Origin of the sequence: Enhydrobacter aerosaccus (assembly GCF_900167455.1) — a bacterium.
GTDB classification, from domain to species: Bacteria; Pseudomonadota; Alphaproteobacteria; order Reyranellales; family Reyranellaceae; genus Reyranella; species Reyranella aerosaccus.
This window is the reverse complement of sequence record NZ_FUWJ01000006.1, coordinates 205,979-229,413: the sequence shown is the minus strand read 5'-3', so window position 1 is coordinate 229,413 and position 23,435 is coordinate 205,979. Positions and strand designations below refer to the sequence as shown.

The following is a 23,435-nucleotide window of genomic DNA, read 5'->3' as shown; positions in this document are numbered from 1 at the left end:
CCGCGGCCATGCGCGGCTGCAGATCACCGATCGTTCACGGCATCGCCCCGCATTCGGCATCACGGCGCCGGCCGGTAGTCTCTGTCCTCGATCGCCAAGCGGCCTTCCTCGATGGCATGGCAGGCCACCGCTCCGCCCTCGATCGGCAGGGATCGCGGACGTTCGGCCTTGCAGCGATCATTGGCAAACGGGCAGCGCGGATGGAAGCTGCACCCCGACGGCGGATCGAGAGGGCTGGGAACCTCGCCGGCCACCGGCGTGCGCTGGCGGCCGGTCATCTCCAGGTCGGGAATCGTGTCCAGCAGCATCCGCGTATAGGGATGCTTGGGGCGCCTGAAGAGCGTGTCCGTCGGTGCCTGCTCGACCAGCCGCCCCAGGTACATCACGCCCACGCGGGTCGAGATGTGATAGACGACGGCCAGGTTGTGCGAGATGAACAAGTAGGTCAGCCCGAACCGGCGCTGCAGGTCCATCATCAGGTTGAGGATCTGGGCCTGCACCGACACGTCGAGTGCCGAGGTCGGTTCGTCGCAGACCAGGAATTCCGGCCGGCTGGCGAGCGCACGGGCGATCGAAATGCGTTGCCGCTGCCCGCCCGAGAATTCGTGCGGGAACTTGCGGCCGTCGGCTGGAGTCAACCGCACCTGTCGCAGGAGATCACCGACCTGCTTCTCGAGATCGGCCTTGCTCGTCGCCAACCCGAAGGCGCGGATCGGCTCGGCGATGATATCGAACACTCGCCAGCGCGGATTGAGGCTGGCATAGGGATCCTGGAAGATCATCTGCAGCCGACGACGCAGCGCGGCGCTTTCCGACCGCACGCGACGGCCTGCCATGTCCTGGCCGTCGAATTCGATCCGGCCGGCGGTGGGCGGATAAAGCCCCACAACGAGCCGCGCCACGGTGGACTTGCCGCAGCCGGACTCTCCCACGAGCGAGAAGGTCTCGCCCTTGGCGATGTCGATGTCGATGCCGTCCACGGCCTGGACGAGCTGCCGCGAGCGCCCTTCGAGCTTCCGCACCAACCAGGGTGCAGACACGTCGAAATGGCGCTTCAGGCCCTCGATGCGGACGAACGACCGTAGGGTGCTGCCATCAGGCATCGGCCAGCTCCTTGGTCGCGGCGGGCCCAACACCGGCCACGTCGTGCAGCCAACATGCGGCCCATCCCAATCCGGCGGGAATCAAGTCCGGCCGTTCGACCAGGCAGCGGCGGCCGCGCTCGCTGCATCGCGGGTTGAAGGCGCAGCCCCGGGGAATTTCGGTGAGACGAGGCATCGAGCCATCGATCTGGATCAGCCGCTCGCTGCGGTGGCCGAGGCTCGGGATCGATCCCATTAGCCCTCTCGTATAGGGGTGATTGGCGTGCTTGATGACGTTGTGCACCGGGCCGATCTCGACGATGCGTCCGGCGTACATGACCGCGACACGGTCCGCCGTCTCGGCGATGACACCCATGTCGTGGGTGACCAGCATGACCGCCGTCCCGTGATCGCGGCAGAGCCGCTTCAGGAGCGCGATGATCTGCGCCTGGATCGAGACGTCCAACGCCGTCGTCGGTTCGTCCGCCACGATCAGCCGCGGCCCGGCACACAAAGCCAGCGCGATCACCACGCGCTGCCGCATGCCACCTGAGAACTGGTGCGGATAGTGGTCGATGCGGTGCTCGGCGCCCGGAATGCCGACCTCCTTCAAGAGGTCGATGGCCCGCTTTCGGGCGTCGGCGGCCGACATCGGCAGATGGGTCTGAATGGTTTCGACGAGCTGCCGGCCCACCGAATAAAGCGGGTTCAGGCTGGTCAGCGGATCCTGGAAGATCGCACCGATGCGCGCGCCGCGGATCTTGCGCATCTGCTCATAGGGGAGATTGTCGATCCGTCGGCCCTCGAGCCGGATCTCGCCGCCCGCGATCCGCCCTGGTGGTTCGAGCAAGCCGATGATGGCATTGCCGGTGAGCGACTTGCCGGCGCCGGACTCTCCGACCACGCCCAGCACCTCGCCCGGGGCGATATCGAACGACACGTCATCGACCGCGAGTAATGTCCCCCGTCGAGTCGGAAACTCGACGCGCAGGTTCTTGACCTCGAGGAGCGGCTCCTTGTTGGAGAGAGAGCGTGCGACGGTTGTCATCAGCGTAGCTTCGGGTTGAGGGCGTCGCGCAGCCAATCGCCCAGCAGGTTCACCGCCAGAACCAGCAGAGCCAGCGTGGCGCCGGGGAAGACGGTGATCCACCACTCGCCCGACTGCAGCAGTTCGTTGCCGAGCCGGATCAGGGTACCGAGCGAGGGCTGCGTCGATGGCAGGCCGACGCCGAGAAACGACAGCGTCGCCTCGGTGATGATGGCCAGGCCGAGATTGATGGTCGCGATCACCAGCACCGGGCCAGTGACGTTGGGCAGCACATGGCGAACCATGATCAGGACCGGTGACAGGCCGATCACCCGTGCTGCCTGGACATATTCCTTGTTCTTCTCCACCAGCACGGAGCCGCGCACCGTGCGCGCATACTGGACCCAGAACGAGAGCCCGATTGCGCCGATGATCACGAACGTGGCGATTTCGTCGTGTCGCTCGACCGAGATGAGCCCGCGCACGACGCCATCGATCAGCAGCGCCACGAGGATGGCGGGAAAAGTTAGCTGCACATCGGCGATGCGCATGATCAGCGCGTCCACCGCTCCGCCGAAATAGCCGCTGACCAGTCCGAGCCCGATCCCGATGACCATGGCCACGACCACGGACGCAAAGCCCACGATCAGCGACAGGCGCGTGCCGTACATGATCGACGACAGCACGTCCCGCCCCTGGTCGTCCGTGCCGAGCGGAAAGGACCAATCGCCATCGGGTGAGAACAGCACAGGCGGCTTCAGACCATCGCTAAGGCTGAGCGTGCTGGGATCGAATGGCGTATGCGGCGCGATCACCGGAGCCAGGAAGGCCATGGCGACGATCAGGACGGTGACCGCCGCAGCGATCACCGTCGTCGCCGAGGACTTGAAGCTCCACCAGATATCGCTGTCGGCGGCGTAATGCAGCCATTGGCCGAAGGCGCTGCGCTCTGCCATGTCAGTGCGCTCCCGCACGGCCACCGACCTGCGACCGCAGGCGCGGATCCACGGCGAAATAAAGAAGGTCGACGCCGAGATTGATGACCACGAAGAACAGGCCGATCAGCATCAGATAGGCGGCCATGACAGGAATATCGGCGAACTGGACCGACTGGATGAAGAGCTGGCCAACGCCCGGCCAGGCAAACACCGTCTCGGTGACCAGCGCGAAGGCGATCAGCGAGCCTAACTGCAGGCCCGCGACCGTGATGACCGGCACCAGCGTGTTCTTGAGTGCATGGCCGAAATTGATCGCCCGATTGCTGAGGCCGCGGGCGCGGGCGAACTTGATGTAATCGGTCCGCATGACCTCGAGCATCTCCGAGCGCACCAGCCGCATGAGCAGGGTGAGCTGGAACAGGCCGAGGGTGATGGAAGGCAGGATCAGCGCCTCGATGCCCTTCCAGCGCAGGAAGTTGGTGGTCCACCAGCCGATCGTCACCGTTTCACCGCGTCCGAAAGACGGCAGCCAGTGCAGCATGACCGAGAAGAAAAGGATCAGAAGGATACCGATCAGGAAGGTCGGCAAGGATATGCCGATCAACGAGACCGCCTGCAGGGCGCGGCTGCTCCAATGCTTGGGATAGAGGCCCGTATAGACGCCCATCGGCACTCCGACCCAGAGGGCAAACATGGCGGCACAGAACGATAATTCGAGCGTCGCCGGGATGCGCTCGAGGATCATGCGGTTGACCGGTTCGGAGGTGCGGTAGCTCAGGCCGAACTGGCCGCGGGCTGCATTGGCTATGAAATGGATGAACTGGACCGGAGCCGGATCGTTGAGGCCGAGCTTCTGGCGGAGCGCCTCGCGCTCCACGGCTGGCGTGTCCTGCCCAACCATCGCGTTGATCGGGTCACCGACATAACGGAACAGAAAAAAAGACACCAACCCAACCGTCAGCAGCACGGCGACGGATTGGGCAAGACGTCTGAGGATAAAAGCGAGCATTTCTGGGTGGATTGATAACAGGCCAAGACCCAAGCAAAGATCGGGCCTTAAATGGAAACGGCCCCGGTCGCCGTGGACCGGAGCCGATTGTCGAGGTGTCGCAGCGCTACTTCACGTTGACGAAGCGCAGCGGGAAAGTGTTGTCGGCCGGCTGGACCAGGTCGACATTCTTGCGCATCGCCCATACCAGCGCCTGCTGGTGCAGTGGGATGTAAGCGAAGTCGTCGACATAGATCTTCGTCGCCTCGTGAATCATGGCATCGCGCTTGGCCTTGTCGGTCTCGACCTCGATCTTGTCGGCGAGCTCGTCGAACTTCGGGTTCGAATAACCGCCGACGTTGTAGAGGCCCTTCTTGCGCTTGATGTCGGGCGTCTGGATCAGCTGCTCGAAAACGTTGTGCACGTCATAGGTCGTGCCCGGCGACCAGCCCAGCATGAAGAAGCTGGTCTTGTTTGGCTTGCCGTCGCTGGTGCTGCGCAGGATCTTGGCGAAGTAGAGGTTACGCGTCTGGGCCCTCAGGTTCACCTTGATGCCGATCTTGGCCAGCATCGCCACAACCGCTTGGCAGATCTTCTCGTCGTTGACGTAACGATCGTTCGGACAGTCCATGCCGGTCTCGAAGCCATCCGGATAACCGGCATCGGCGAGCATCTTCTTGGCCTCTTCCGGCTTCAGCAGCGGCGGCCGCTTGTCGAGATCCTTGGTGTAGCCATTGATCCCGGGTGCCACCATCAACGCCGTCGGGAAGGACTGGCCGCGCATGACCGTGCGCTTGATCGCATCGACGTCGATGGAGCGGTACATTGCCTCGCGCACCCGCTTGTCCTTGTACGGGTTCTTGCCCTTTACGTTCGACTCGACCAACTCGTCGCGCTCGACATCGAAACCCAGATAGACAACGCGGGTCTCGGGTCCCTCGAGGACCTTGATATTGGGATCCTTCTTCAGGTTTTCGGTGTCCGCGGGCGGCACCTCGTAGGTCATGTCGATGTCGCCTGCCTTCAGCGCGGCGATACGGGTCGCGGCATTGGGAACCGGCGTAAAGACGATTTCGGTCAGGTTGTGGACCGGCTTGTCCCACCACAACGGATTGGGAACCAGGATCGTCTTCTCACCCGCACGACGTTCCTTGACCATGAACGGGCCCGTGCCCATCGCGTTGCGGGTCGCGTAGTTCTCCTCGTTCTTGATCATGTCCGCCGCCTGGGCGGCATTGTTCTTCTCGCACCAGGCCTTCGACATGATGCTGATCGACGCCCATTTGTCGATCAAGAGAGGATCCGGAACACTGGTCTCCACTTCGACGCGAAGATCGTTGACCTTCTTGATCGACTTCAGGGTCGAGAAATTGCCGTTCACGTTCGAGCCCGGGCCGTTCGCCCGGTTGATCGAGAAGATCACATCGTCCGCGGTGAAGGGCGTGCCGTCGCTGAACTTAACGTTCGGACGAAGATCGAAATACCAGTGGGTCGGGTCGGTCTGGCCCCACTTCACCGCCAGCGCCGGTTCGAGCTTGAGATCTTTGTCGCGGCGTACCAGGGGATCGTAGATGTTCGCCGTAAAGGTCAGGAGGAAGGTCTCCTGACGGGCGTAGGGATCCATCGAGCTGACGTCGCCCGAATTGGCCCAGCGGAATGTCTTGGCGTTCGCGGCCGTACCGGCAAGCGCGAAACCCGCGAAGACGACCGCCGTCAACGCCACGGAATGCCGCAAACGAAATTTCATCCTAATTCCCCTCCAGGCGCCGTCCGCAATCCTTGCAAGCGGTTTCCCCTTCGCCTGCCCCTGCATTGACGCATAGCTGCAAGTTGCACTTACAGTGTCGGGGCGTCAATTCCACAATAATTTTCACGCCCGCACTGAAAAGACATCCGTTGGACAGGCTTGGTGCGGGCTCCTATCGTGCTTTTCTCGCGTTTTCCTGCAGGTTCCGCCTATGAACGATGTTTCTCGCAGCTTCCGTGGTAATTCCAATGCCGCCCGCGACATTGCGCATCACCTCCATCCCTACACCAACTTCAAGAAGCACGAGGCGACTGGTCCCCTGACCATCGTGCGCGGACGCGGCGTCTATGTGATGGACGACGACGGCAAGGAATACATCGAAGGCATGGCCGGCCTCTGGTCGGCGGCACTGGGCTTCAGCAACGAGCGCCTCGCGACCGTTGCCTACGAGCAGATGAAGCAGCTGCCTTTCTATCACGCCTTCAACCAGCGCAGCCACGAACCGGCGATCAACCTCGCCGAGAAGCTCAAGGCGATGGCGCCGGTCCCGATGTCGAAGGTGTTCTTCGCCAATTCCGGCTCCGAAGCCAACGACACCGTCGTGAAGATGGTGTGGTACGTCAACAATGCGCTGGGCCGGCCCCACAAGAAGAAGATCATCTCGCGCATCAAGGGCTATCACGGGGTCACGGTCGCCGCAGCAAGCCTGACCGGCCTGCCGAACAACCATCGCTCGTTCGATCTGCCGATCGCCAACATCCTGCATACCAGCTGCCCGCACTATTATCGCTTCGGCAAGGACGGCGAGACGGAAGAGCAGTTCGCCACCCGTTGCGCGGAGGAACTCGAGCAGCTGATCCTCAAGGAAGGCGGGGCCGAGCATGTCGCCGCCATGATCTGTGAGCCGGTGATGGGCGCCGGCGGCGTGATCGTGCCGCCCAAGGGCTATTACGAAAAGATCCAGGCGGTCTGCCGCAAGTACGACATGCTGTTCATCGCCGACGAGGTGATCTGCGGTTTCGGACGTACGGGCAATGTATGGGGGTGCCAGACGCTGAACATCCAGCCGGACATTCTCACCTGCGCCAAGGCTTTGTCGGCCTCGTTCCTGCCGATCTCCGCCGTGATGGTGAACGACAAAGTCTATCAGGCGCTGGCGACCGAGAGCGACAAGATCGGCACCTGGGGTCACGGCTTCACCTATTCGGGTCACCCGGTGGCGGCCGCGGTCGCGCTCGAAACCCAGAAGATCTACGACGAGATCGACCTGTTCGGTCATGCCAAGCGACTGAGCCCGGTGTTCCAGAAGCATGTCGCCTCGTTCGCCGATCACCCGCTGGTCGGAGAGGCGATGAGCGTCGGCATGGTCGGGGCGCTCGAGATCGTCGCCGACAAGAAGACCAAGGCGCCGTTCGACCCGGTGGCCGTCGGTGCCGGGAACCGGGTCTACAACCACGCTGTCCAGCACGGCCTGTTCATCCGCAATATGGGCGACCGGGTCGCGATCTGCCCGCCGCTGATCATCAACGAGGCCGAGCTCGCCGACCTGTTCGGCCGCCTGCGCAAGGCCTTCGACGAGACGCTGGCCGATCTGCGCTCGGAAGGTCATTTCAAGGGCTGAGGTGACGGATCCTTCGGTATCCGGCGGGCGGGCGGAGAACGCACTGCCTGCCGGCACCAGTCAACGGATCCGAAAACGCGCGGTCTGGGCCGTCGCCCTGTTCGCGGCATCGATCCTGCCGATCCTTACAGGATTGGGAATGGCGGCCACACCCGGCGAGCGCGTCAATGTGGCCTTCCTCTTTGCCCTCGCCCTCTGGGTTCTCGGCGTCCTGGCAGCCCTTCTGGCAGCCGTACCAACACTGCGTCATTGGGATGGGCTGCCTTCACAGACGCGGTGGCTGGGCGCATTGCCTCTGCTCACGATCTCGCTGTTCCTGAGCGTCGCCTTGGTGGCGGGCCTCATCCTCTAATTGAGAACGACTCGCAACGAGACCTGCGCCTTATTGACATTGGTCAAGGCGCCCACCTGCTCCGCGACGAAAATACGGATATAGGCAGTATTGGAAGCCCACTAGGATCGGCGGCAGAGACAGACAGATGAATTACGAAGCCTTTTTCACTGGCCATCTCGATCGACTGCGCGACGAGGGTCGCTACCGCGTGTTCGCGGAGCTGGAGCGCATCGTCGGCGCCTTTCCACGCGCGCGGTTTCATCGCGAAGGCGGGCCAGCGAAGGACGTCACGGTCTGGTGCAGCAACGACTATCTGGCCATGGGCCAGCATCCGGTCGTGCTCGACGCCATGCAGTCCGCCATCGGCGCCCAGGGTTCAGGCGCCGGGGGAACCCGCAACATCTCTGGCACCAATACCTTCCATACCGCCCTCGAGCAGGAACTGGCCGCGCTGCATCGCAAGGACGCCGCCCTGATCTTCACCTCGGGTTATGTCGCCAACGAGACGACGCTTCAGACGCTCGGCGCCCTTCTGCCCGGCTGCGAGCTCTATTCCGATGCCTTCAACCACGCCTCGATGATCGCCGGCATCCGGCACTCGGGGGCGGTGCGGAAGATCTTCCGCCACAACGATCTGCATCATCTTGAGGAGTTGCTGGCGGCCGCCGATCCGAGCACGCCGAAGATCGTGGCTTTCGAATCCGTCTATTCCATGGATGGCGACGTCGCACCCATCGGCGACATCTGCGATCTCGCACACCGCTATGGCGCCCTCACCTATCTCGACGAGGTCCACGCTGTCGGCATGTACGGAGACCGCGGCGCAGGCGTGGCGGAGCGCGACGATGTCCTCGACAAGGTCGACATCGTGCAGGGCACGCTTGCCAAGGCCTTTGGTGTCGTCGGCGGCTACATCGCGTCGAGCGCGGCCACCGTGGATTTCATCCGCTCCTGCGGGTCGGGCTTCATCTTCACCACCTCGCTGCCGCCAGCCATCGCCGCGGCCGCGGCGGCCAGCATCCGCTATGTCAGCTCCCATCCGGAGCTGCGCGTGCGTCATCAGGAACGTGCGGCCACATTGAAGCGGCGGCTGGCCGCGGCCGGCTTGCCGGTCATGCCGTCTGCCACCCACATCGTGCCGGTCTCCGTGGGCGACGCCACCTTGTGCAAGCAGGCCAGCGACCTGCTGATGGATCGCCACGACATCTATGTCCAGCCGATCAACTACCCGACGGTGCCACGCGGTACGGAGCGGCTGCGGCTGACTCCGACGCCGTTGCACACGGACGAGCACATGGCTTACCTCGTCTCCGCCTTGCAGGACGTCTGGCAGACATTGGGCCTTGGCCGCCGTGCCGCGGCCGAATAGCCAGCTATTCGACTGTCCGCATCACCCACAGCCGTGACTGGACGAGGACCACGGCGATCAACAGGATCATGGCCGCGGCCGGTATCATCATGGCCGCCCGAATGCCCCAGACGGCGCAGATCGCGCCAGTAAGGAAGGCGCCGATCGGCCCGCCGCCGCCAAGTCCGAGCTGAAACAGCGACATGAGCCTCGCCCGATGCGTCGGCGGCGCGACGATCTGCACCACGGTCCGGCTTTGAGTCATCGTAATGCCGGCGCCGATCCCCCAGACGAAGTTCAGCGCGGCGAAAATCGGGAACGGCGGCAGCATCGACAGCAGCAGGAGGACGAGCGCACCCGTCATGACGGCGCATCCAATGAGACGTCCGCGCAGGGTCAGCCGCCGCGCCAGGGCTGCAAAGGCGATGCTGGCCACGATCGTCGCCGCCCAGAAGGCGAAACTGACCAACGAGAGATCGAACGCGCCGCCACCATAATGATCGCGCACAGCGAGCGGCAGGACGGCCATGAACGGCCCGACATAGAAGATCCCCACACCGAGATTGAGCAACAGTACCGGCCAGATCTGCTCCGTCTTGGCCGCGACCGACAGTCCCTCGCCGACGCTGCGCCAGAATCCCTGCTTCTCCTTCACAGTATGGGCGGCCGGATCGGGCAACCACCATACGAAGGCTGCGCCGGCCAGAACCAGAACCGCATGAAGCAGGAGAAGCGGTGCCGGCCCCAGCCGATCGGCAGACGAGGCGCAGGCGATGCCGACCAGTTGCCCGGCGAATTGCAATGCCGTGGCAAGGGCGACGGCTCGTGGCAGTCCGACCTCCGCCGACACAGCGGGCAGTAGGGTATCGCGTGTCGGCACAGCGAAAGCGCTGATGGAACCGGCCGCGAGCGCGTAGGCGATCAGCAGCGCGTAGCTGAGGCCGCCCTGGGACAGGACCACCGCCAACACGACGGGCGGAATCGCATAGGCCAGGTGATAGCGCAGCAGCAACCGACGCGGATTGCCGCGATCGGCCATCAGCCCTCCCAAGGGAAGGAACAGAAGTGACGGGGCCATGATCGCCGCCTGGGCCACGCCGACGGCGAACGCATCGAGGCGCAGGACGACGGCCACCAGCCAGGGGAACAGCACCATCTGGATGCCCATCGGCACGAACCAGCTGCCGAGCCCGGCGAGGTAAGCCGGGAAAACGTACCGCGGGACCACGCAGCTTTAGGGCGTCAGCAGGATGCTCTGTTCCCGTTCCACGACGCGCTTCACGGCGGGTCGGGCAAGCATTCGATCCTTCCAGCGCGTATAGTTCTGGAGTTCCTGCATCGGCAGGCCAATGCGCTTCCCCCAGCCATAGAAGACAAGTGCGTAACCGTCCACGACAGTGAACTGGTCACCCATGATCCATTGCTTGCCAGCCAGCAGGCCATCGATCTCCTTCAGAGCAGCGAAGAAGTTCTCGCGCCCTGTCGCCTTGAGAGCCTCGTGGACCGACACATCGGACGCGAAGCGTTCCGGCCGATTGATATGCGTGAAGGCCGGATGGACCGTGTTGGAGAACCACGCCATCAAGGAAATCGCCCGCGCATGCTGGACCGGATCCTTGGGCATCAGCTGCGGCGCATACTTCGCCGCGATATAATTCAGGATCGCCGTATTCTCGACGATCGTGCCCTCCTCGACCACCAACGCCGGTACGCGCCCGCGAGGGTTGATCTTGAGGTACTCGGGCGTCTTCTGCTCCGCTTTGGCGAAGGACAGCGCCTGGGCCTCGTACTTGGCGCCGCTTTCCTCCAGGCCGATATGCGACGCGGTCGAGCACGCTCCGGGAGCATAGTAGAGTTTGAGCATTGTTCTCCCCGCTCAGAGCGGAAGGCTGGCCTTGCCGTCCCGCACCCGATGCAGGAACTCGCGACCGACCTTCACGCGCTTCTGGCCGTCATATTCGACGATATCCGCCGTGGCATAGGTCTCGGTCCAGTTCGAGGGCAGGAACGAGCCGGTGCCGACCACGTCGATTGGCGCCTTCGCTTCGGCCATGATACGGCACTTCGCCGGTCCGAAGCCGGACGATGCGACGATCTTCACCGCGGTGAACCCGGCCCGGTCGAGCTGGTCGCGCAGATGAAAGATCGCCGCCGCCGACACGCCGGTGCCGACGAGGTAGCGCAGTTCTTCTTCGCTGCGATAACCGCGAATCGATTCAGGCGAGAAACGTTCCAGCACCGCGTAGGAAGTGGCCGGATCGAGGCCCTCGATATAGCGGCCGCCGGTCGTATCCAGGCGGAACGACAGCATGCCCTTGGCGGCGAGATCGGGAAACCGCCGGCAGACTTCCAGCGAATCGGAAATCTCGCGCGCAAAATAGTCGGCCAGGACCGTCATCGGTTCGTCAGGAAATGTCTGGTGGAACATCTCCGCCGCACGCACCGTCGAGCCCGCATAGCCGATCAGGGCATGCGGCATCGTTCCCAGACCTTCGTTACGACCAAAGAAATGGGCGGTGGCGTGCGTGGCGTTGCCGATGAAGCCGATCGCCCCGACCTTGCGCTTGGCCCGGGCAGACCCGACCGACGCCGCATAGGCCATCATCTCGGCCATTTCCCGGCCGGCGCAATGGCGCGCATCCATGGCGAGGAAGGCCGCCTTCGGCATGTCGGCGCACATAGTCCAGGCATTGTAGGCAGCCACGCAGGCCGGTCCCAGCTTCTGCAGGAAGATCGTTTCCAGATCGACCAGATGATAGAACGAGCCGGTGACATACATCATCGGTTCGCCGGCGCCGACCCATTTGCCTTCGGCGTAACGCAAATCGATCTCGACGGCGGTGCCACGTTCCTTGACCGTCTGGGTCAGCCAATCGAGCGCAAGCCGCGGCGCGAACACGACCGGCCGCCGCATGAAGATGGCATAGGTCACGCGGCTGTCGCCGAACTTGCCGACTACCTGCTTCGTCCGATTGAAGTAGTGATCGGTGTAACGCTCGATCTCGCCGTTGGCAGGATGCGCCATCGTCAGATCCCCCAACTCTGCTCAGACGGCGCGTTGGACCGCGCCGGACGTATCGGATGCATGGTGGGCCCTCCCCGGCCTCGACGCCTCGATCAGCTGGCGGCGCGGGCCCTCTGGATTTGCAGCCGTTCGGCCTTGAGTTGCTCAGCCAGCAGGAAGGCAAGCTCGAGCGCCTGGCTGGCATTGAGACGCGGATCGCATTGCGTTTCGTAGCGCTCTGTCAAGTTCTCGACAGTGATATCGACGGCGCCGCCGATGCATTCGGTCACTTCCTGGCCGGTCATCTCGAAATGCACTCCGCCCGGATGCGTCCCCTCGGCGCGATGCACGGCGAAGAAGTCCTTCACCTCGCTCAGAATGGCATCGAACCGACGGGTCTTCTTGCCGTTGGTGGCCGTGATGGTGTTGCCGTGCATGGGATCGCATGACCACACCACGGAATGACCGGACCGTTTCACCGCGCGCACCAGGGCCGGCAGCTTGTCGGCCACCTTCTCGGCACCCATGCGGACGATCATCACGATCCGTCCGGGCTCGTTCGCCGGATTGAGGATTTCAAGCAGGTGCAACGTATCGTCGATCGAGAGCGACGGCCCTGCCTTGAAGCCCAGCGGGTTACGCACCCCGCGCAGGAATTCGACATGAGCGCCGTCGGGTTGGCGTGTCCGATCGCCGATCCAAAGCATGTGGGCCGAGCAGTCGTACCAGTCGCCCGAAGTGGAATCGACACGCGTCAGCGCTTCCTCGTACTGGAGCAGCAACGCCTCGTGGCTGGTGAAGAAGTCGGTCTCGGCAATCTGCGGGGTCGTCGCGGAGTTGAGACCGCAGGCGGCCATGAAATTCAATGTCTCGTCGAGACGGGCCGCCAGATCCTGGTAGCGGGCGGAAGCCGGCGAACTGCGCACGAAATCGAGATTCCAGCGATGGACCTCGTGCAGGTCGGCGTAGCCACCCTGGGCGAAGGCCCGTAGCAGGTTCAAGGTCGCGGCCGACTGGTTGTAGGCCTGGACCATCCGTTCCGGGTCGGGACGGCGCGCCTCGGCGGTGAATTCGAAACCGTTGACGTTGTCACCGCGATAGGACGGCAGCTCGACGCCGTTCACCGTCTCGGTCGGCGAGGAGCGCGGCTTCGCAAACTGTCCCGCCATGCGGCCAAGTTTCACCACCGGCACACCGGCGCCGTAGGTGAGCACAACCGCCATCTGCAGGAGCACGCGGAACGTGTCCCGGATGTTGTTGGCGCTGAAATCGAGGAAGCTCTCGGCGCAGTCGCCGCCCTGCAGCAGGAACGCCTCGCCCGCAGCCACCTTCGCCAGTGCCGCCTTGAGCTTCCGCGCCTCACCGGCAAACACCAGCGGCGGATAGCGGCGCAGCCGCGCCTCGGCGCTCGCCAGGGTCAACGCATCCGGATAGACCGGCATCTGTAGGGCCGGCCGACTGCGCCAGCTGGTCGGTGTCCAGTCGGCGGCACTTGAACTGCGGGACTGCGCTTTCGCGGCCATCGGAGACGGGCCCTGAATCGCGGTCATCTCATCCTCCTGCTCCCCATGGCCGAGACGGGCCTTTCGGGGTGGGTGAACCTATACGCGCTGTGGATAAAAGGCCAGATGGCACGCGCGGCGGTTTTACCCCTATTCCGCCGCCACTTTCCGCGGGGCGGGTTCAGGCCGTGCCGTCCGCATGGTGACGAACTCCTCACCGGCGGTGGGATGGATACCGACCGTCGCATCGAACTGCGCCTTCGTTGCACCGGCTTTGACCGCGACGGCGAGGCCCTGGATCAGTTCCGCCGCGTCGTCACCGACCATGTGGACGCCGACGACCTTGTCGGTGGCCGCCTCGACGATCAGCTTCATGAAGGTCCGCTGCTCACCCCCGGTCAGCGTGTACTTCATCGGTCGGAACGCCGCCGTGTAGACACGCAATTTGCCCAGCGTGCGCGAAGCCTCTTCCTCCGTCAGACCGACCGTCGCCAACTCCGGTTGGCAAAACACCGCTGACGGTACGTTGCGATGATCGGGTTTGCGCGGCCTGTTGCCGAATACCGTGTCGGCAAAGCAATGGCCTTCCATGATCGCGACCGGCGTGAGGTTGATACGGTCCGTGACGTCGCCCACCGCCCAGATATTCTCACAGGTGGTCCTGGACCATTCATCGACGGCGATAGCGCCAGCCTTGTCCAACTGCACGCCGACCTTCTCGAGGCCAATGCCAGCCGTGTTGGCAACGCGGCCGGTCGCATACATCACCAAATCTGTCTCGAACACCGCGCCATTGCCCGTGCGGAGCTGGAACGGCGCCTTGCCGTTCGCCGACTCGATGCCGACGATCTGGGTTTCCGTTCGCATGCGGATGCCGCTCTTCGCCAGGGCCTCATGCACGAACGTACGACATTCCTCATCGAACCCTCGCAGCACGCGGTCCCGTCGCAACACCAGATCGACCTCGCAACCGAGACCGTTGAAGACCCCGGCGAACTCGACGGCGATATAACCGCCGCCCACTATGGTGATGCGCCGAGGCAGTGGGTCGGGAAGATGGAAGGCCTCGTTGGAGGTGATGGCGCATTCATGCCCGGGGATCGGAGGCACCTCGGGCCGGCCGCCGGTCGCGACCAGGATCTTGTCGGCCGTGAAAGTCTCTCCGCCCACCTCGACGGTATGGCGATCGAGCAGCCGGCCGCGCCCCATATGCAATTTGACGCCAGCGCCCTCGAGCAGGCGCAGATAGACGCCGTTCAGGCGATCGACTTCCTGCTGGACATTGTCGCGCAACACGGACCAGCTATGCGTGCGCTCGCCGAGCGACCAGCCGTAGGCCGCCGCGTCGTCGAATTCGTGCGCAAACTTCGAGCCGTATACGAGCAGCTTCTTTGGCACGCAGCCCCGGATCACGCAGGTGCCACCAACGCGATAATCCTCGCAGATGCCGACGCGAGCGCCATGACCTGCGGCGATGCGCGAAGCCCGCACCCCGCCGGAACCGGCACCGATGACAAATAGATCGTAGTCGTACGCCATGGCGGGAAGCCCCGAGAACAAAACCTCAACACGGCCTTAATTCGGTCGCGTGTCAGACTATATCGGCCCTTAAAGCGGCAAGTAAGGGAACCGGAACGTGTATTTCCGTATCCTGATACCACTTTAGGATGCCACCAGATGCCGAAATTCATCCCTATAGCCGCCGCGGCCCTGCTTCTCGCGATGCCAGCCCTCGCCGCCCCAGACAATCAGCCCTCTGCGCGCACTTCGCCGAACGGACAAGCCACAGGCGTGATGCGCTACGACGCCAATGGCGATGGCGTCGTCGATCGAACCGAGTGGGAGACGGGTCAGGACACGCGCTTCAAGCAGCTCGATACCAACAAGGACGGCAGGCTCAGCCGGGACGAGTTGTTCGCTCGGGCGCCCAGCACGGACGGGAACGTGCTGCCAAGCGACCGGCAGGTCCAGCGCCAGGCAGCCTACTTCCAGCGACTCGACACAGACAAGGACGGCTATGTTTCCAAGGCCGAGTTCATGAGCCAGGCGACCCGCAACTTCGCACGTTGCGATCTCAACAAGGATGGCCGCATCGACACGGCTGAATGCCGCCAGGCGCTGCGCCGGCGCCCCGCGCAGGCGCAGCCCGCCAGCGTCGACCGTTGAGGTAGCAAAAAGGCCGCCGGGTTGCGGCGGCCTTTTCCTTTCCGAGAGCCTGGGCTCAGCTGCTCTCGGCATGCATGACGTCACCGAACAGCTCCCACGTCTCGCCCTTGAAACGGGAGAGCTGAACCGCCTGGATTGGATAATAGTCCGTCGCACTCGTGTTGATGGTGATGCCGGGCAGCAGCAGAGGCAGTTGCAGCTTCTGGAAGCCGGCCGCCTGCTTCATCACGTTCTCGCGGGTGAGGTTGTCGCCGCAGCGCTTCAACGTCTCGACCATCAGCGAGGCCACCGAATAGGCGAAGACGTAATTGGCGTCTCCGGTGTTGGCGCCCGGCATGTTCTTGGCCATCCAGGCGCGCCAGGACTTCATGTCGGCCGCATCGTCCCACTGCTTGTCCGTCGGATCCTTCAGGTAGCTCGCGGTAATGACGCCCTGGCTGTTGTCGAAGCCGGCCGGCTTCATCACCGAGGCGACCGAGGCCGACACATTGTTGAGGTATTGCGCGGGCTTCCAGCCGATCTCGCCCGCCTTGCGGATCGCCTGGGCGGCGAACTTCGGCGTGGCGATATTGAAGAAGACGTTCGCACCGCTGTCCTTGAGCTGAATGATCTGGGAGTCGACGGTCGGATCCGTCACCTCGTAGGTGACGTGCTTGACGACCCGGTTGGCTTCCTTGCCAAGCCCCTCCTTGAAGCCATCCCAGTAGTCCTTGCCGTAATCGTCGTTCTGCATCAGCACGCCGATCTTGGCGTCCTTGACCGTCGCCAAGACATGCTTGGCGTAGATCGCGCCTTCTGTGTGGTAGTCGGGCTGGTAGCCCATCGTCCACGGAAAGTGCTTCGGATCGCCCCATTTCGACGCACCGGTCGAGACGTAGAGATGCGGGATCTTCTTCTGATTGACGTACTTGTGGATCGCCGTGTTGGTCGGCGTGCCGAGTGTGTTGAAGAGGCAGAGCACCTTCTCCTGCTCCACCAGCTGGCGCACGACCTCGACGGTCTTCGGTGGTGAATAACCATCGTCGAGCGTAATGAAGTTGATCTTCCGACCATTGATGCCACCGGCATCGTTCAGCGCCTTGAAGAAGGCCTGGTGCCCCTTGCCGATCACGCCATAGGCCGACGCCGGTCCGCTATAGGGGCAACAATGGCCGATCTTGATCTCGGTATCGGAAGCACCCTCGTCGTACTTCTTCTGGCCGAACGCGAAATTCGAGGACGATATAATGGCGGCAGCCGAAACGCCACCGATGAAACCACGCCTGTTTGTCTTCAACGTTTCCTCCTTGGTTATCGTTATGCGGAAGAAGCGTCGCCTCAAATTCGCAGCTTGAAAAGTCCAAAGTAACGCTATGCAAAACAAAAGGCCGCCGGTTTCCCGGCGGCCTCTTTTTCACGTCCCGCAGATGGCAATCAGGCGCCTTCAGCCGACATGACGTTGCCGAACAGCTCCCAGCTCTCGCCCTTGAAGCGCGCGAGCTGCACCGATTGGATCGGATAGAAATCGGTGGCGCTGGTGTTGATGGTGATGCCGGGCAGCAGCATCGGGACGCGGAACTTCTGGAAGCTCGCGGCCTGCTTCATGACATTGGCCCGGGTCAGCGTGTCGCCGCATCGCTTCAGCGTCTCGTGCATCAGGAACGACACCGTGTAGGCATAGACGTAGTTGGCGTCGCCCTTGTTGGCACCCGGCATGTACTTGTCCATCCACGCCGTCCAGGCCTTCAGTTCCGGATCGTCCGCCCACTGCTTGTCCGTCGCGTCCTTCAGGTAATAGGCGGTGATGATGCCCTGCGCGTTGTCGAAGCCGGCCGGCTTGATGACGGCAGCCACCGATGCGGACACGTTCGTCACATACTGGGTCGGCTTCCATCCCAGTTCGCCAGCCTTGCGGATCGCCTGGGCGGCGAACTTGGGTGTGGCAATGTTGAGGAAGACATTCGCGCCGGTATCCTTGAGCTGAATGATCTGGGAGTCGACAGTCGGATCGGTCACCTCGTAGGTCACGAGCTTGACGATCTTTCCGGTATCGGCGCCCAGCCCCTTCTTGAAGCCGTCGATATAGTCCTTACCGAAGTCGTCGTTCTGCATCAGGATCGCGATCTTCGCGTCCTTGACGTTCGCCAGGATATGCTTGGCGTAGATCTGGCCCTCGGTGTTGTAGTCGGGCTGATAGCCCATGGTCCAAGGGAAGTGCTGCGGATCACCCCACTTCGAGGCGCCAGTCGCGACATAGAGCTGCGGCACCTTCTTCTGGTTCATGTACTTGTGGATCGCCGTGTTGGAAGGCGTGCCGAGGATGTTGAAGGTGGACAGCACCTTGTCTTGCTCCACCAGCTGGCGGACGCATTCGACTGTCTTAGCCGGGTTGTACCCGTCGTCGAGGGTGATGAACTTGATCTTACGGCCGTTGATGCCGCCCTGATCGTTCACCATCTTCCAGTAGCCTTCGATGCCCTTGCCGATCACGCCGTAGGCGGAGGCCGGGCCGCTGTAGGGGCCGCAATGGCCGATCTTGATCTCGGTGTCGCTGGCGCCGTCGTCGTACTTCTTCTGAGCGAACGCGGTGGTCGAACCCGACAACAAAGCTGCGGCAGACACGCCGCCAATAAACGCACGCCTATTTGTCTTCACTGACATAACCTCCCAGTAGAGTCTTGAGACTTTCCATCGAAATCCCGGCGGAGAAAAGGCGCAAAAGAACGGCCGGCGCAAGAGCGCCGGCCTTTCCCTCCACGTGTTTGTAAAATGGGTTCCGCCGCGCGGTTCAGCTGCTTTCGGCGTGCATGACATCCCCGAACAGCTCCCAGGTCTCACCCTTGAACCGGGAAAGCTGGACCGCCTGAATCGGGTAATAATCGGTGGCGCTCGTGCTCACGGTGATTCCGGGAAGCAGGAGCGGCACCCTGAGACGGTGATGATTCGCGGCTTGATGCATCAGGTTGGTCCGCGTCAGGTCGTCACCGCATTTCTTGAGCGTCTCCTGCATGAGGAAAGACGCCGCGTAGGCAAACACATTAGACGCATCCGAAAGACTGGCGCCGGCATTGTGCTTGGCCATCCAGTCCTTCCACATCTTCATCTCGGGGTGATCGTCCCATTGGTGGTCGGTCGGATCCATCAGGTAGGCTGCCGTGATCACCCCTTGCACGTTGTCGAAACCAGCCGGCTTCATCACCGAAGCCACCGAGGCCGAGACGTTGTTGAGATATTGGGCAGGTTTCCAACCGATCTCTCCTGCCTTTCGCATGGCCTGGGCGGCAAACTTAGGCGTGGCGATATTGAAGAAGACATTCGCACCCGAGTCCTTGAGCTGAATGACCTGGGAGTCGACGGTCGGGTCCGTCACTTCGTAGGTCACATGCTTGACGACGCGTCCCACCTCCTTGCCGAGGCCGTCCTTCATGCCTTCCCAGTAATCCTTGCCGTAATCGTCGTTCTGCATCAGCACGCCGATCTTGGCGTCCTTGATGTTGGCCAGGATGTGCTTGGCATAGATCATGGCCTCGGTGTGGTAGTCGGGCTGAAAGCCCATGGTCCAGGGAAAGTGCTTGGGATCACCCCATTTCGACGCGCCGGTGGCAACGTAGAGCTGTGGCACCTTCTTCTGGTTCATGTATTTGTGGATTGCCGTGTTGGTCGGCGTGCCGAGCGTATTGAACGTACACAGCACCTTGTCCTGCTCGACCAGCTGGCGGATGCATTCCACCGTCTTAGCAGGATTGTATCCGTCATCGAGCGTGACGAAGTTGATCTTGCGGCCGTTGATGCCGCCCGTCTCGTTCACGCTCTTCCAGTAGGCCTGGATCGTCCTGCCGATCACGCCATAGGCCGAGGCCGGCCCGCTGTAGGGGTTGGTGTGGCCGATCTTGATCTCGGCATCACTCGCCCCTTCGTCGTATTTTTTCTGACCGAACGCTACGCGATTACCGGTAAGCACTGCCGCGGCCGACAGGCCAGCCACGAACGTACGCCTCTTGGTTCTCTTCATGTTCAGCCTCCTTGTCAGATCACTCCATGCACTACCCTCACGCTTGATTGCTGGAACGGACTTTTGGAATGCCTAGCTGCTGCGGCGCAGCCGGCGCATCATGCCGTAAACGCCGCCAACGATACCGGTCGGCATGAGATACATCAGTACGATCAGCAGGATGCCGAAGACGGTGTAGGCTGATAGGTCGAACTGCAGCCCGAGGTCGCTCTTGATGTAGGTCGACAGTGCTTGCGCCGAATTGTCGACCAGCACGTAGAAGATACCGCCCACCACCGACCCGGCGAGCGAGCCCACGCCGCCCACGACCAGTCCGATCAGGAATTTGATCGACAGGAAGAAACTGAAACTATCCGGGGCAACGAAGGCAACGGCCGACGCCGACAATGCTCCGGCGATGCCGGTATAGGCAGCGCTGATGCCGAAAGTGACGGTCTTGTAGAGCGACGTGTCTATTCCCATCGTGTCGGCGGCGATATGGTAGTCTCGGATCGCCATCATCGCGCGCCCGCTGCGGCTGTTGAGCAGGTTCGCCGCCGCCCAATAAAGGATCAGCATGACGATGAGGCAGTAGTAGAACAGCCACTGATCCTCCGACAGCGGCAAGCCGAACGGCGGTTCGGGCTTCGACAGCACGATCCCCTGCACGCCACCAGTGAGATCCTCGAGCCACTTGTACTTGAGGATCTGCGGTACCGAGAGGGCGAGGGCGAAGGTGGCGAGCGCCAGATAATGTCCCTCCAGACGAAGCGCGGGCAGACCGAACAAATATCCGACGATGAATGAGAGGATCGCCGCTGCCGGGAGGGTCAACCAGTACGGACAATCCAGCCGGTCCATCAGAATTGCCGCTGTATATGCACCGACCGCATAGAAGGCGCTGTGCCCGAGCGAAATCTGCCCGTTGAACCCCGTCAACAAGTTGAGGCCAAGTACCGCGATCGCAGCGATGATCATCGTGCTGACGAGAAACAGGCGGTAATCCGACACGAGGTCCGGAAACAGAGGCTGAAGCAGCGGCACCACGATCGCCAGAACGACCAGGGCCATCACCCACTTGCGCGAGAATGCGGGCATATCAGACCCTCTTCACGACGACGCGGCCGAACAGGCCCGCCGGTTTGAGCGTAAGCACGAAGATGACGATGATGAGGGCCACGGTGAGCTTCTCGCCATTGCCGATGATGTACACGCCGGTGGTCTTCTCGATCATGTTGCCGGCATAGGCGACCATGTTCTCGAGCACGCCGACGATGAAACCGCCAACGACCGCCCCGCCTGGATTGCCGATCCCGCCGATCAGCGCGCTAGCGAAGGCGTAGAGCAGGATCCCGCCCATCATGTTGGGATCGAGATAGACGATGTGCGCCACCATCATCCCGGCCACGGCGCCGACAGCGGCGGCGAGGCCCCAGCCCAGTGCCAACATCCAGTCGACACGCACCCCGACCAGCCGCGCCATCTGGGGGTTCTGGGCGGCAGCGCGCATCGCAAGACCAAGAGGCGTGAAGCGGAAGAACACGAACAGCAGAGTGAGTACGACCAGCGTGACCAGCACCACGCCGAGCTGGTGCGGACCGATGACGCCGGCGATGCCGAAGCTGCTCTTGGGGAAAGGTGACGGATATTCCTTGATCAGATAGCTCCAGATCGCGCCGGCCATCGAGTTGCAGATCGCCAGGAGTCCGATGAAAACCACCACGATCGACAAGACAGGTGCGTTATGAAGCGGCCTCAGGATCACCCTCTCGATCAGCACCCCCATGACGAAGGAGATCAGGATGGCGCCGACGAACGCGACCCAGAAATTGAGTCCCCAGTTCATCAACTGCCAGCTGATATAGGTACTGAACATCGCCATCTCGCCCTGGGCGAAATTGAGATGGTCGGTCGAGACGTAGATCATGACCAGCGCCAGCGCCACGCAGGCATAGATGGCGCCATTGGCGAGGCCGGAGGCGAGCTGTTCGAGAAGCTGTTGCATCGCTTGAGGTCTCCTTGCCTCAGTAGCCGAGGTAGGACTTGCGGATATTCTCGTCGTTCTTCACGACCGACGAGGGGCCGGACATCACAACCTTGCCGGTTTCCAACACGTAGGCATGTGAGGCGAGATCGAGCGCAAGGGCGGCGTTCTGCTCTACCAGCAGGATGCTCACTTTCTCTTCCTCGTTGATGCGCCTCAGAATGCGGAAGATTTCCAGGACGATCAGCGGCGCCAGACCGAAGGACGGCTCATCCAGCAGCATCAACCGCGGCTTCAGCATCAGGGCGCGAGCAATGGCGAGCATCTGCTGCTCGCCTCCGGACAGCGTACCGGCCTGCTGCTGGATGCGCTCTTTCAGGCGCGGGAAATAGTCGAAGACGCGCGCCAGTTCTTCCTTCACCGCAGCCTTGTCGCGCCGAGTGTAGGCTGCGATGCGCAGGTTCTCATCCACCGTCAGAGAGGTGAAGGTGCCGCGGCCTTCGGGAACATGGGCGATCCGCCGGCGCACGATCTCCTCGGTCGCCATGCGACCGATCTCCTGCCCATCGAAACGGATCATGCCTTCGGTCCGCACCATGTTGCAGATGGCACGCAACGTGGTCGTCTTGCCGGCGCCGTTCGCTCCAAGGAGCGTCGTGATGCCGCCAGAGGGGATCTCGAAGTTCACGTCGTAGAGCGACTGGGTCGTTCCGTAGAAGGCCTTGAGGCCTTTCACTTCCAGCAGCGGCGTCATCACGACGTCCCCAGGTAGGCGCGGATCACTTCCGGATCGCGCTGCACTTGGGCCGGGGTACCGTCGGCGATCTTCTTGCCGAAGTCGATCGCCACGACCTTGTCGGACACCGACATCACGAGGCTCATATGGTGCTCGACGAGCAGGACGGTGACGTGCTGCATGTCGCGCACACGTTTGATTTGGCCCTTGAGCACTTCGATCTCATCATGATTGAGGCCCGCGGCCGGCTCGTCGAGCAGCAGCAGCTTCGGGCTGGAGGCCAATGCTCGGGCGAGTTCCACGCGCTTGCGGATGGGAAAGGGCAATGGCCCGGCATAGGCACCAGCGAACGGCACGAGATCCATAAATTCGATCAGTTCTCGTGCGCGCGCCTCGATGCGCTCCTCCTCATGCCGAACTCTCGGAAGGCGAAACGCATTCTCGAAAAAGCTGGTCGAGCTGACGCTGTGACAACCGACCTTGACGTTGTCGAGGACGGTCATGCGGTCGAACAGGGCCACGTTCTGGAACGTGCGGCCGATACCGATATGCGGTATGTCGTGGCGAGGCCGGCCGAGGATCGACTTGCCTTCGAACACGACGTCGCCGCTATTCGGCGTATAAAGCCGGCTCAGGCAATTGAAGAGCGTGGTTTTACCGGCACCGTTGGGACCGATGAGGCCCGCGACCTGGCCCGGGAAAACGTCGAAGCTCACGCCGTCGAGCGCCACGATGCCGCCGAAGCGAACCGAGACGTTGCGCACGCTCAGCAGCGCCGAGCCGTTGGATGAAGACGGTTCTGCCATGGTTACGCTGGTTCCGCGGTCGCGCAATCAACACACCCGAAACGCGGAATTACCCTTGCCTCCCAGATACTTGCGGCCCTTCTATGGGGCCTGCATGGAAAACACGATGGCCCATCCCGCCAAGGGAAGCAACTTAAATGGCGCGATGTCACGGTTTTGGCGTGATTGGGTCGCACTAATGG

At 62.5% G+C, this 23,435-nt stretch carries 21 protein-coding genes; 4 read left to right on the top strand and 17 right to left on the bottom strand.

Going from position 1 to position 23,435, the window contains the following annotated elements; genetic code table 11:
- Positions 1–59: 59 nt before the first annotated feature.
- The 5 genes from B5D62_RS21290 to B5D62_RS21270 all read right to left on the bottom strand — a co-directional run bounded on the left by B5D62_RS21290 (position 60) and on the right by B5D62_RS21270 (position 5,782).
- A complete protein-coding gene (locus tag B5D62_RS21290; RefSeq protein WP_085935952.1) occupies positions 60–1,103 on the bottom strand; it encodes an ABC transporter ATP-binding protein in 1,044 nt (347 codons plus the stop codon).
- Positions 1,096–2,130 carry an ABC transporter ATP-binding protein gene (locus B5D62_RS21285; protein ID WP_085935951.1) on the bottom strand — a complete coding sequence of 345 codons (1,035 nt, stop codon included), beginning with the start codon at positions 2,128–2,130 and terminating at the stop codon, positions 1,096–1,098. The genes B5D62_RS21290 and B5D62_RS21285 overlap by 8 nt, the downstream gene beginning before the upstream one ends.
- The gene (locus tag B5D62_RS21280) at positions 2,130–3,065 is read right to left on the bottom strand and encodes an ABC transporter permease (protein WP_085935950.1); all 936 of its coding nucleotides are present in this window, start codon (positions 3,063–3,065) and stop codon (positions 2,130–2,132) included. The genes B5D62_RS21285 and B5D62_RS21280 overlap by 1 nt, the downstream gene beginning before the upstream one ends.
- 1 nt (position 3,066) lies before the next feature.
- Positions 3,067–4,056: an ABC transporter permease gene (locus tag B5D62_RS21275; RefSeq protein WP_085935949.1), complete on the bottom strand. Its 990-nt coding sequence runs from the start codon at positions 4,054–4,056 to the stop codon at positions 3,067–3,069.
- 106 nt (positions 4,057–4,162) lie between these two features.
- Positions 4,163–5,782, bottom strand: coding sequence for an ABC transporter substrate-binding protein (locus tag B5D62_RS21270; RefSeq protein WP_085935948.1), 1,620 nt, complete (start codon positions 5,780–5,782; stop codon positions 4,163–4,165).
- A 211-nt stretch (positions 5,783–5,993) separates the two neighbouring features.
- Here B5D62_RS21270 and B5D62_RS21265 point away from each other — a divergent pair, with 211 nt between their 5' ends.
- The 3 genes from B5D62_RS21265 (at position 5,994) to hemA (ending at position 9,106) form a co-directional block, all read left to right on the top strand.
- Positions 5,994–7,403 (top strand): aspartate aminotransferase family protein, encoded by a 1,410-nt coding sequence (locus tag B5D62_RS21265; RefSeq protein WP_085935947.1) that lies wholly within the window; start codon positions 5,994–5,996, stop codon positions 7,401–7,403.
- 139 nt (positions 7,404–7,542) lie between these two features.
- Complete coding sequence (locus B5D62_RS33455; protein ID WP_170921056.1) at positions 7,543–7,755, top strand: hypothetical protein; 213 nt, start codon at positions 7,543–7,545, stop codon at positions 7,753–7,755.
- A 127-nt stretch (positions 7,756–7,882) separates the two neighbouring features.
- Positions 7,883–9,106: a 5-aminolevulinate synthase gene (hemA, locus tag B5D62_RS21255; RefSeq protein ID WP_085935945.1), complete on the top strand. Its 1,224-nt coding sequence runs from the start codon at positions 7,883–7,885 to the stop codon at positions 9,104–9,106.
- 4 nt (positions 9,107–9,110) lie between these two features.
- On the opposite strand, the gene B5D62_RS21250 is transcribed toward hemA, so the two are convergent.
- The 5 genes from B5D62_RS21250 to gor all read right to left on the bottom strand — a co-directional run bounded on the left by B5D62_RS21250 (position 9,111) and on the right by gor (position 15,130).
- On the bottom strand, positions 9,111–10,313 hold the full coding sequence (locus tag B5D62_RS21250; RefSeq protein ID WP_085935944.1) for an MFS transporter: 1,203 nt from the start codon (positions 10,311–10,313) through the stop codon (positions 9,111–9,113).
- A 6-nt stretch (positions 10,314–10,319) separates the two neighbouring features.
- Positions 10,320–10,949, bottom strand: coding sequence for a glutathione S-transferase family protein (locus B5D62_RS21245; protein WP_085935943.1), 630 nt, complete (start codon positions 10,947–10,949; stop codon positions 10,320–10,322).
- A 12-nt stretch (positions 10,950–10,961) separates the two neighbouring features.
- On the bottom strand, positions 10,962–12,110 hold the full coding sequence (locus tag B5D62_RS21240; protein ID WP_085935942.1) for a nicotinate phosphoribosyltransferase: 1,149 nt from the start codon (positions 12,108–12,110) through the stop codon (positions 10,962–10,964).
- Between the two features lie 92 nt (positions 12,111–12,202).
- Complete coding sequence (locus B5D62_RS21235) at positions 12,203–13,612, bottom strand: class II 3-deoxy-7-phosphoheptulonate synthase (RefSeq protein ID WP_085936015.1); 1,410 nt, start codon at positions 13,610–13,612, stop codon at positions 12,203–12,205.
- Positions 13,613–13,741: 129 nt separating this feature from the next.
- Positions 13,742–15,130, bottom strand: coding sequence for a glutathione-disulfide reductase (gene gor / locus B5D62_RS21230; protein WP_085935941.1), 1,389 nt, complete (start codon positions 15,128–15,130; stop codon positions 13,742–13,744).
- A gap of 138 nt (positions 15,131–15,268) precedes the next feature.
- Between gor and B5D62_RS21225 the strand changes: the two genes are divergently transcribed.
- The gene (locus B5D62_RS21225; protein ID WP_085935940.1) at positions 15,269–15,757 is read left to right on the top strand and encodes an EF-hand domain-containing protein; all 489 of its coding nucleotides are present in this window, start codon (positions 15,269–15,271) and stop codon (positions 15,755–15,757) included.
- A gap of 55 nt (positions 15,758–15,812) precedes the next feature.
- Here the strand turns inward: B5D62_RS21225 and B5D62_RS21220 are convergent, their stop codons facing one another.
- From B5D62_RS21220 to B5D62_RS21190, 7 genes are all read right to left on the bottom strand, one after another.
- A complete protein-coding gene (locus tag B5D62_RS21220) occupies positions 15,813–17,033 on the bottom strand; it encodes an ABC transporter substrate-binding protein (protein WP_085935939.1) in 1,221 nt (406 codons plus the stop codon).
- A gap of 137 nt (positions 17,034–17,170) precedes the next feature.
- Positions 17,171–18,397, bottom strand: coding sequence for an ABC transporter substrate-binding protein (locus B5D62_RS21215; RefSeq protein ID WP_085935938.1), 1,227 nt, complete (start codon positions 18,395–18,397; stop codon positions 17,171–17,173).
- A gap of 127 nt (positions 18,398–18,524) precedes the next feature.
- Entirely contained in the window at positions 18,525–19,748 is a 1,224-nt protein-coding gene (locus tag B5D62_RS21210) for an ABC transporter substrate-binding protein (protein ID WP_085935937.1), read from the bottom strand.
- Positions 19,749–19,820: 72 nt separating this feature from the next.
- On the bottom strand, positions 19,821–20,825 hold the full coding sequence (locus tag B5D62_RS21205; protein WP_085935936.1) for a branched-chain amino acid ABC transporter permease: 1,005 nt from the start codon (positions 20,823–20,825) through the stop codon (positions 19,821–19,823).
- Between the two features lies 1 nt (position 20,826).
- Positions 20,827–21,732, bottom strand: coding sequence for a branched-chain amino acid ABC transporter permease (locus B5D62_RS21200; RefSeq protein WP_085935935.1), 906 nt, complete (start codon positions 21,730–21,732; stop codon positions 20,827–20,829).
- Between the two features lie 19 nt (positions 21,733–21,751).
- Entirely contained in the window at positions 21,752–22,465 is a 714-nt protein-coding gene (locus tag B5D62_RS21195) for an ABC transporter ATP-binding protein (protein WP_085935934.1), read from the bottom strand.
- On the bottom strand, positions 22,465–23,253 hold the full coding sequence (locus B5D62_RS21190; protein ID WP_085935933.1) for an ABC transporter ATP-binding protein: 789 nt from the start codon (positions 23,251–23,253) through the stop codon (positions 22,465–22,467). The genes B5D62_RS21195 and B5D62_RS21190 overlap by 1 nt, the downstream gene beginning before the upstream one ends.
- Positions 23,254–23,435 lie beyond the last annotated feature (182 nt).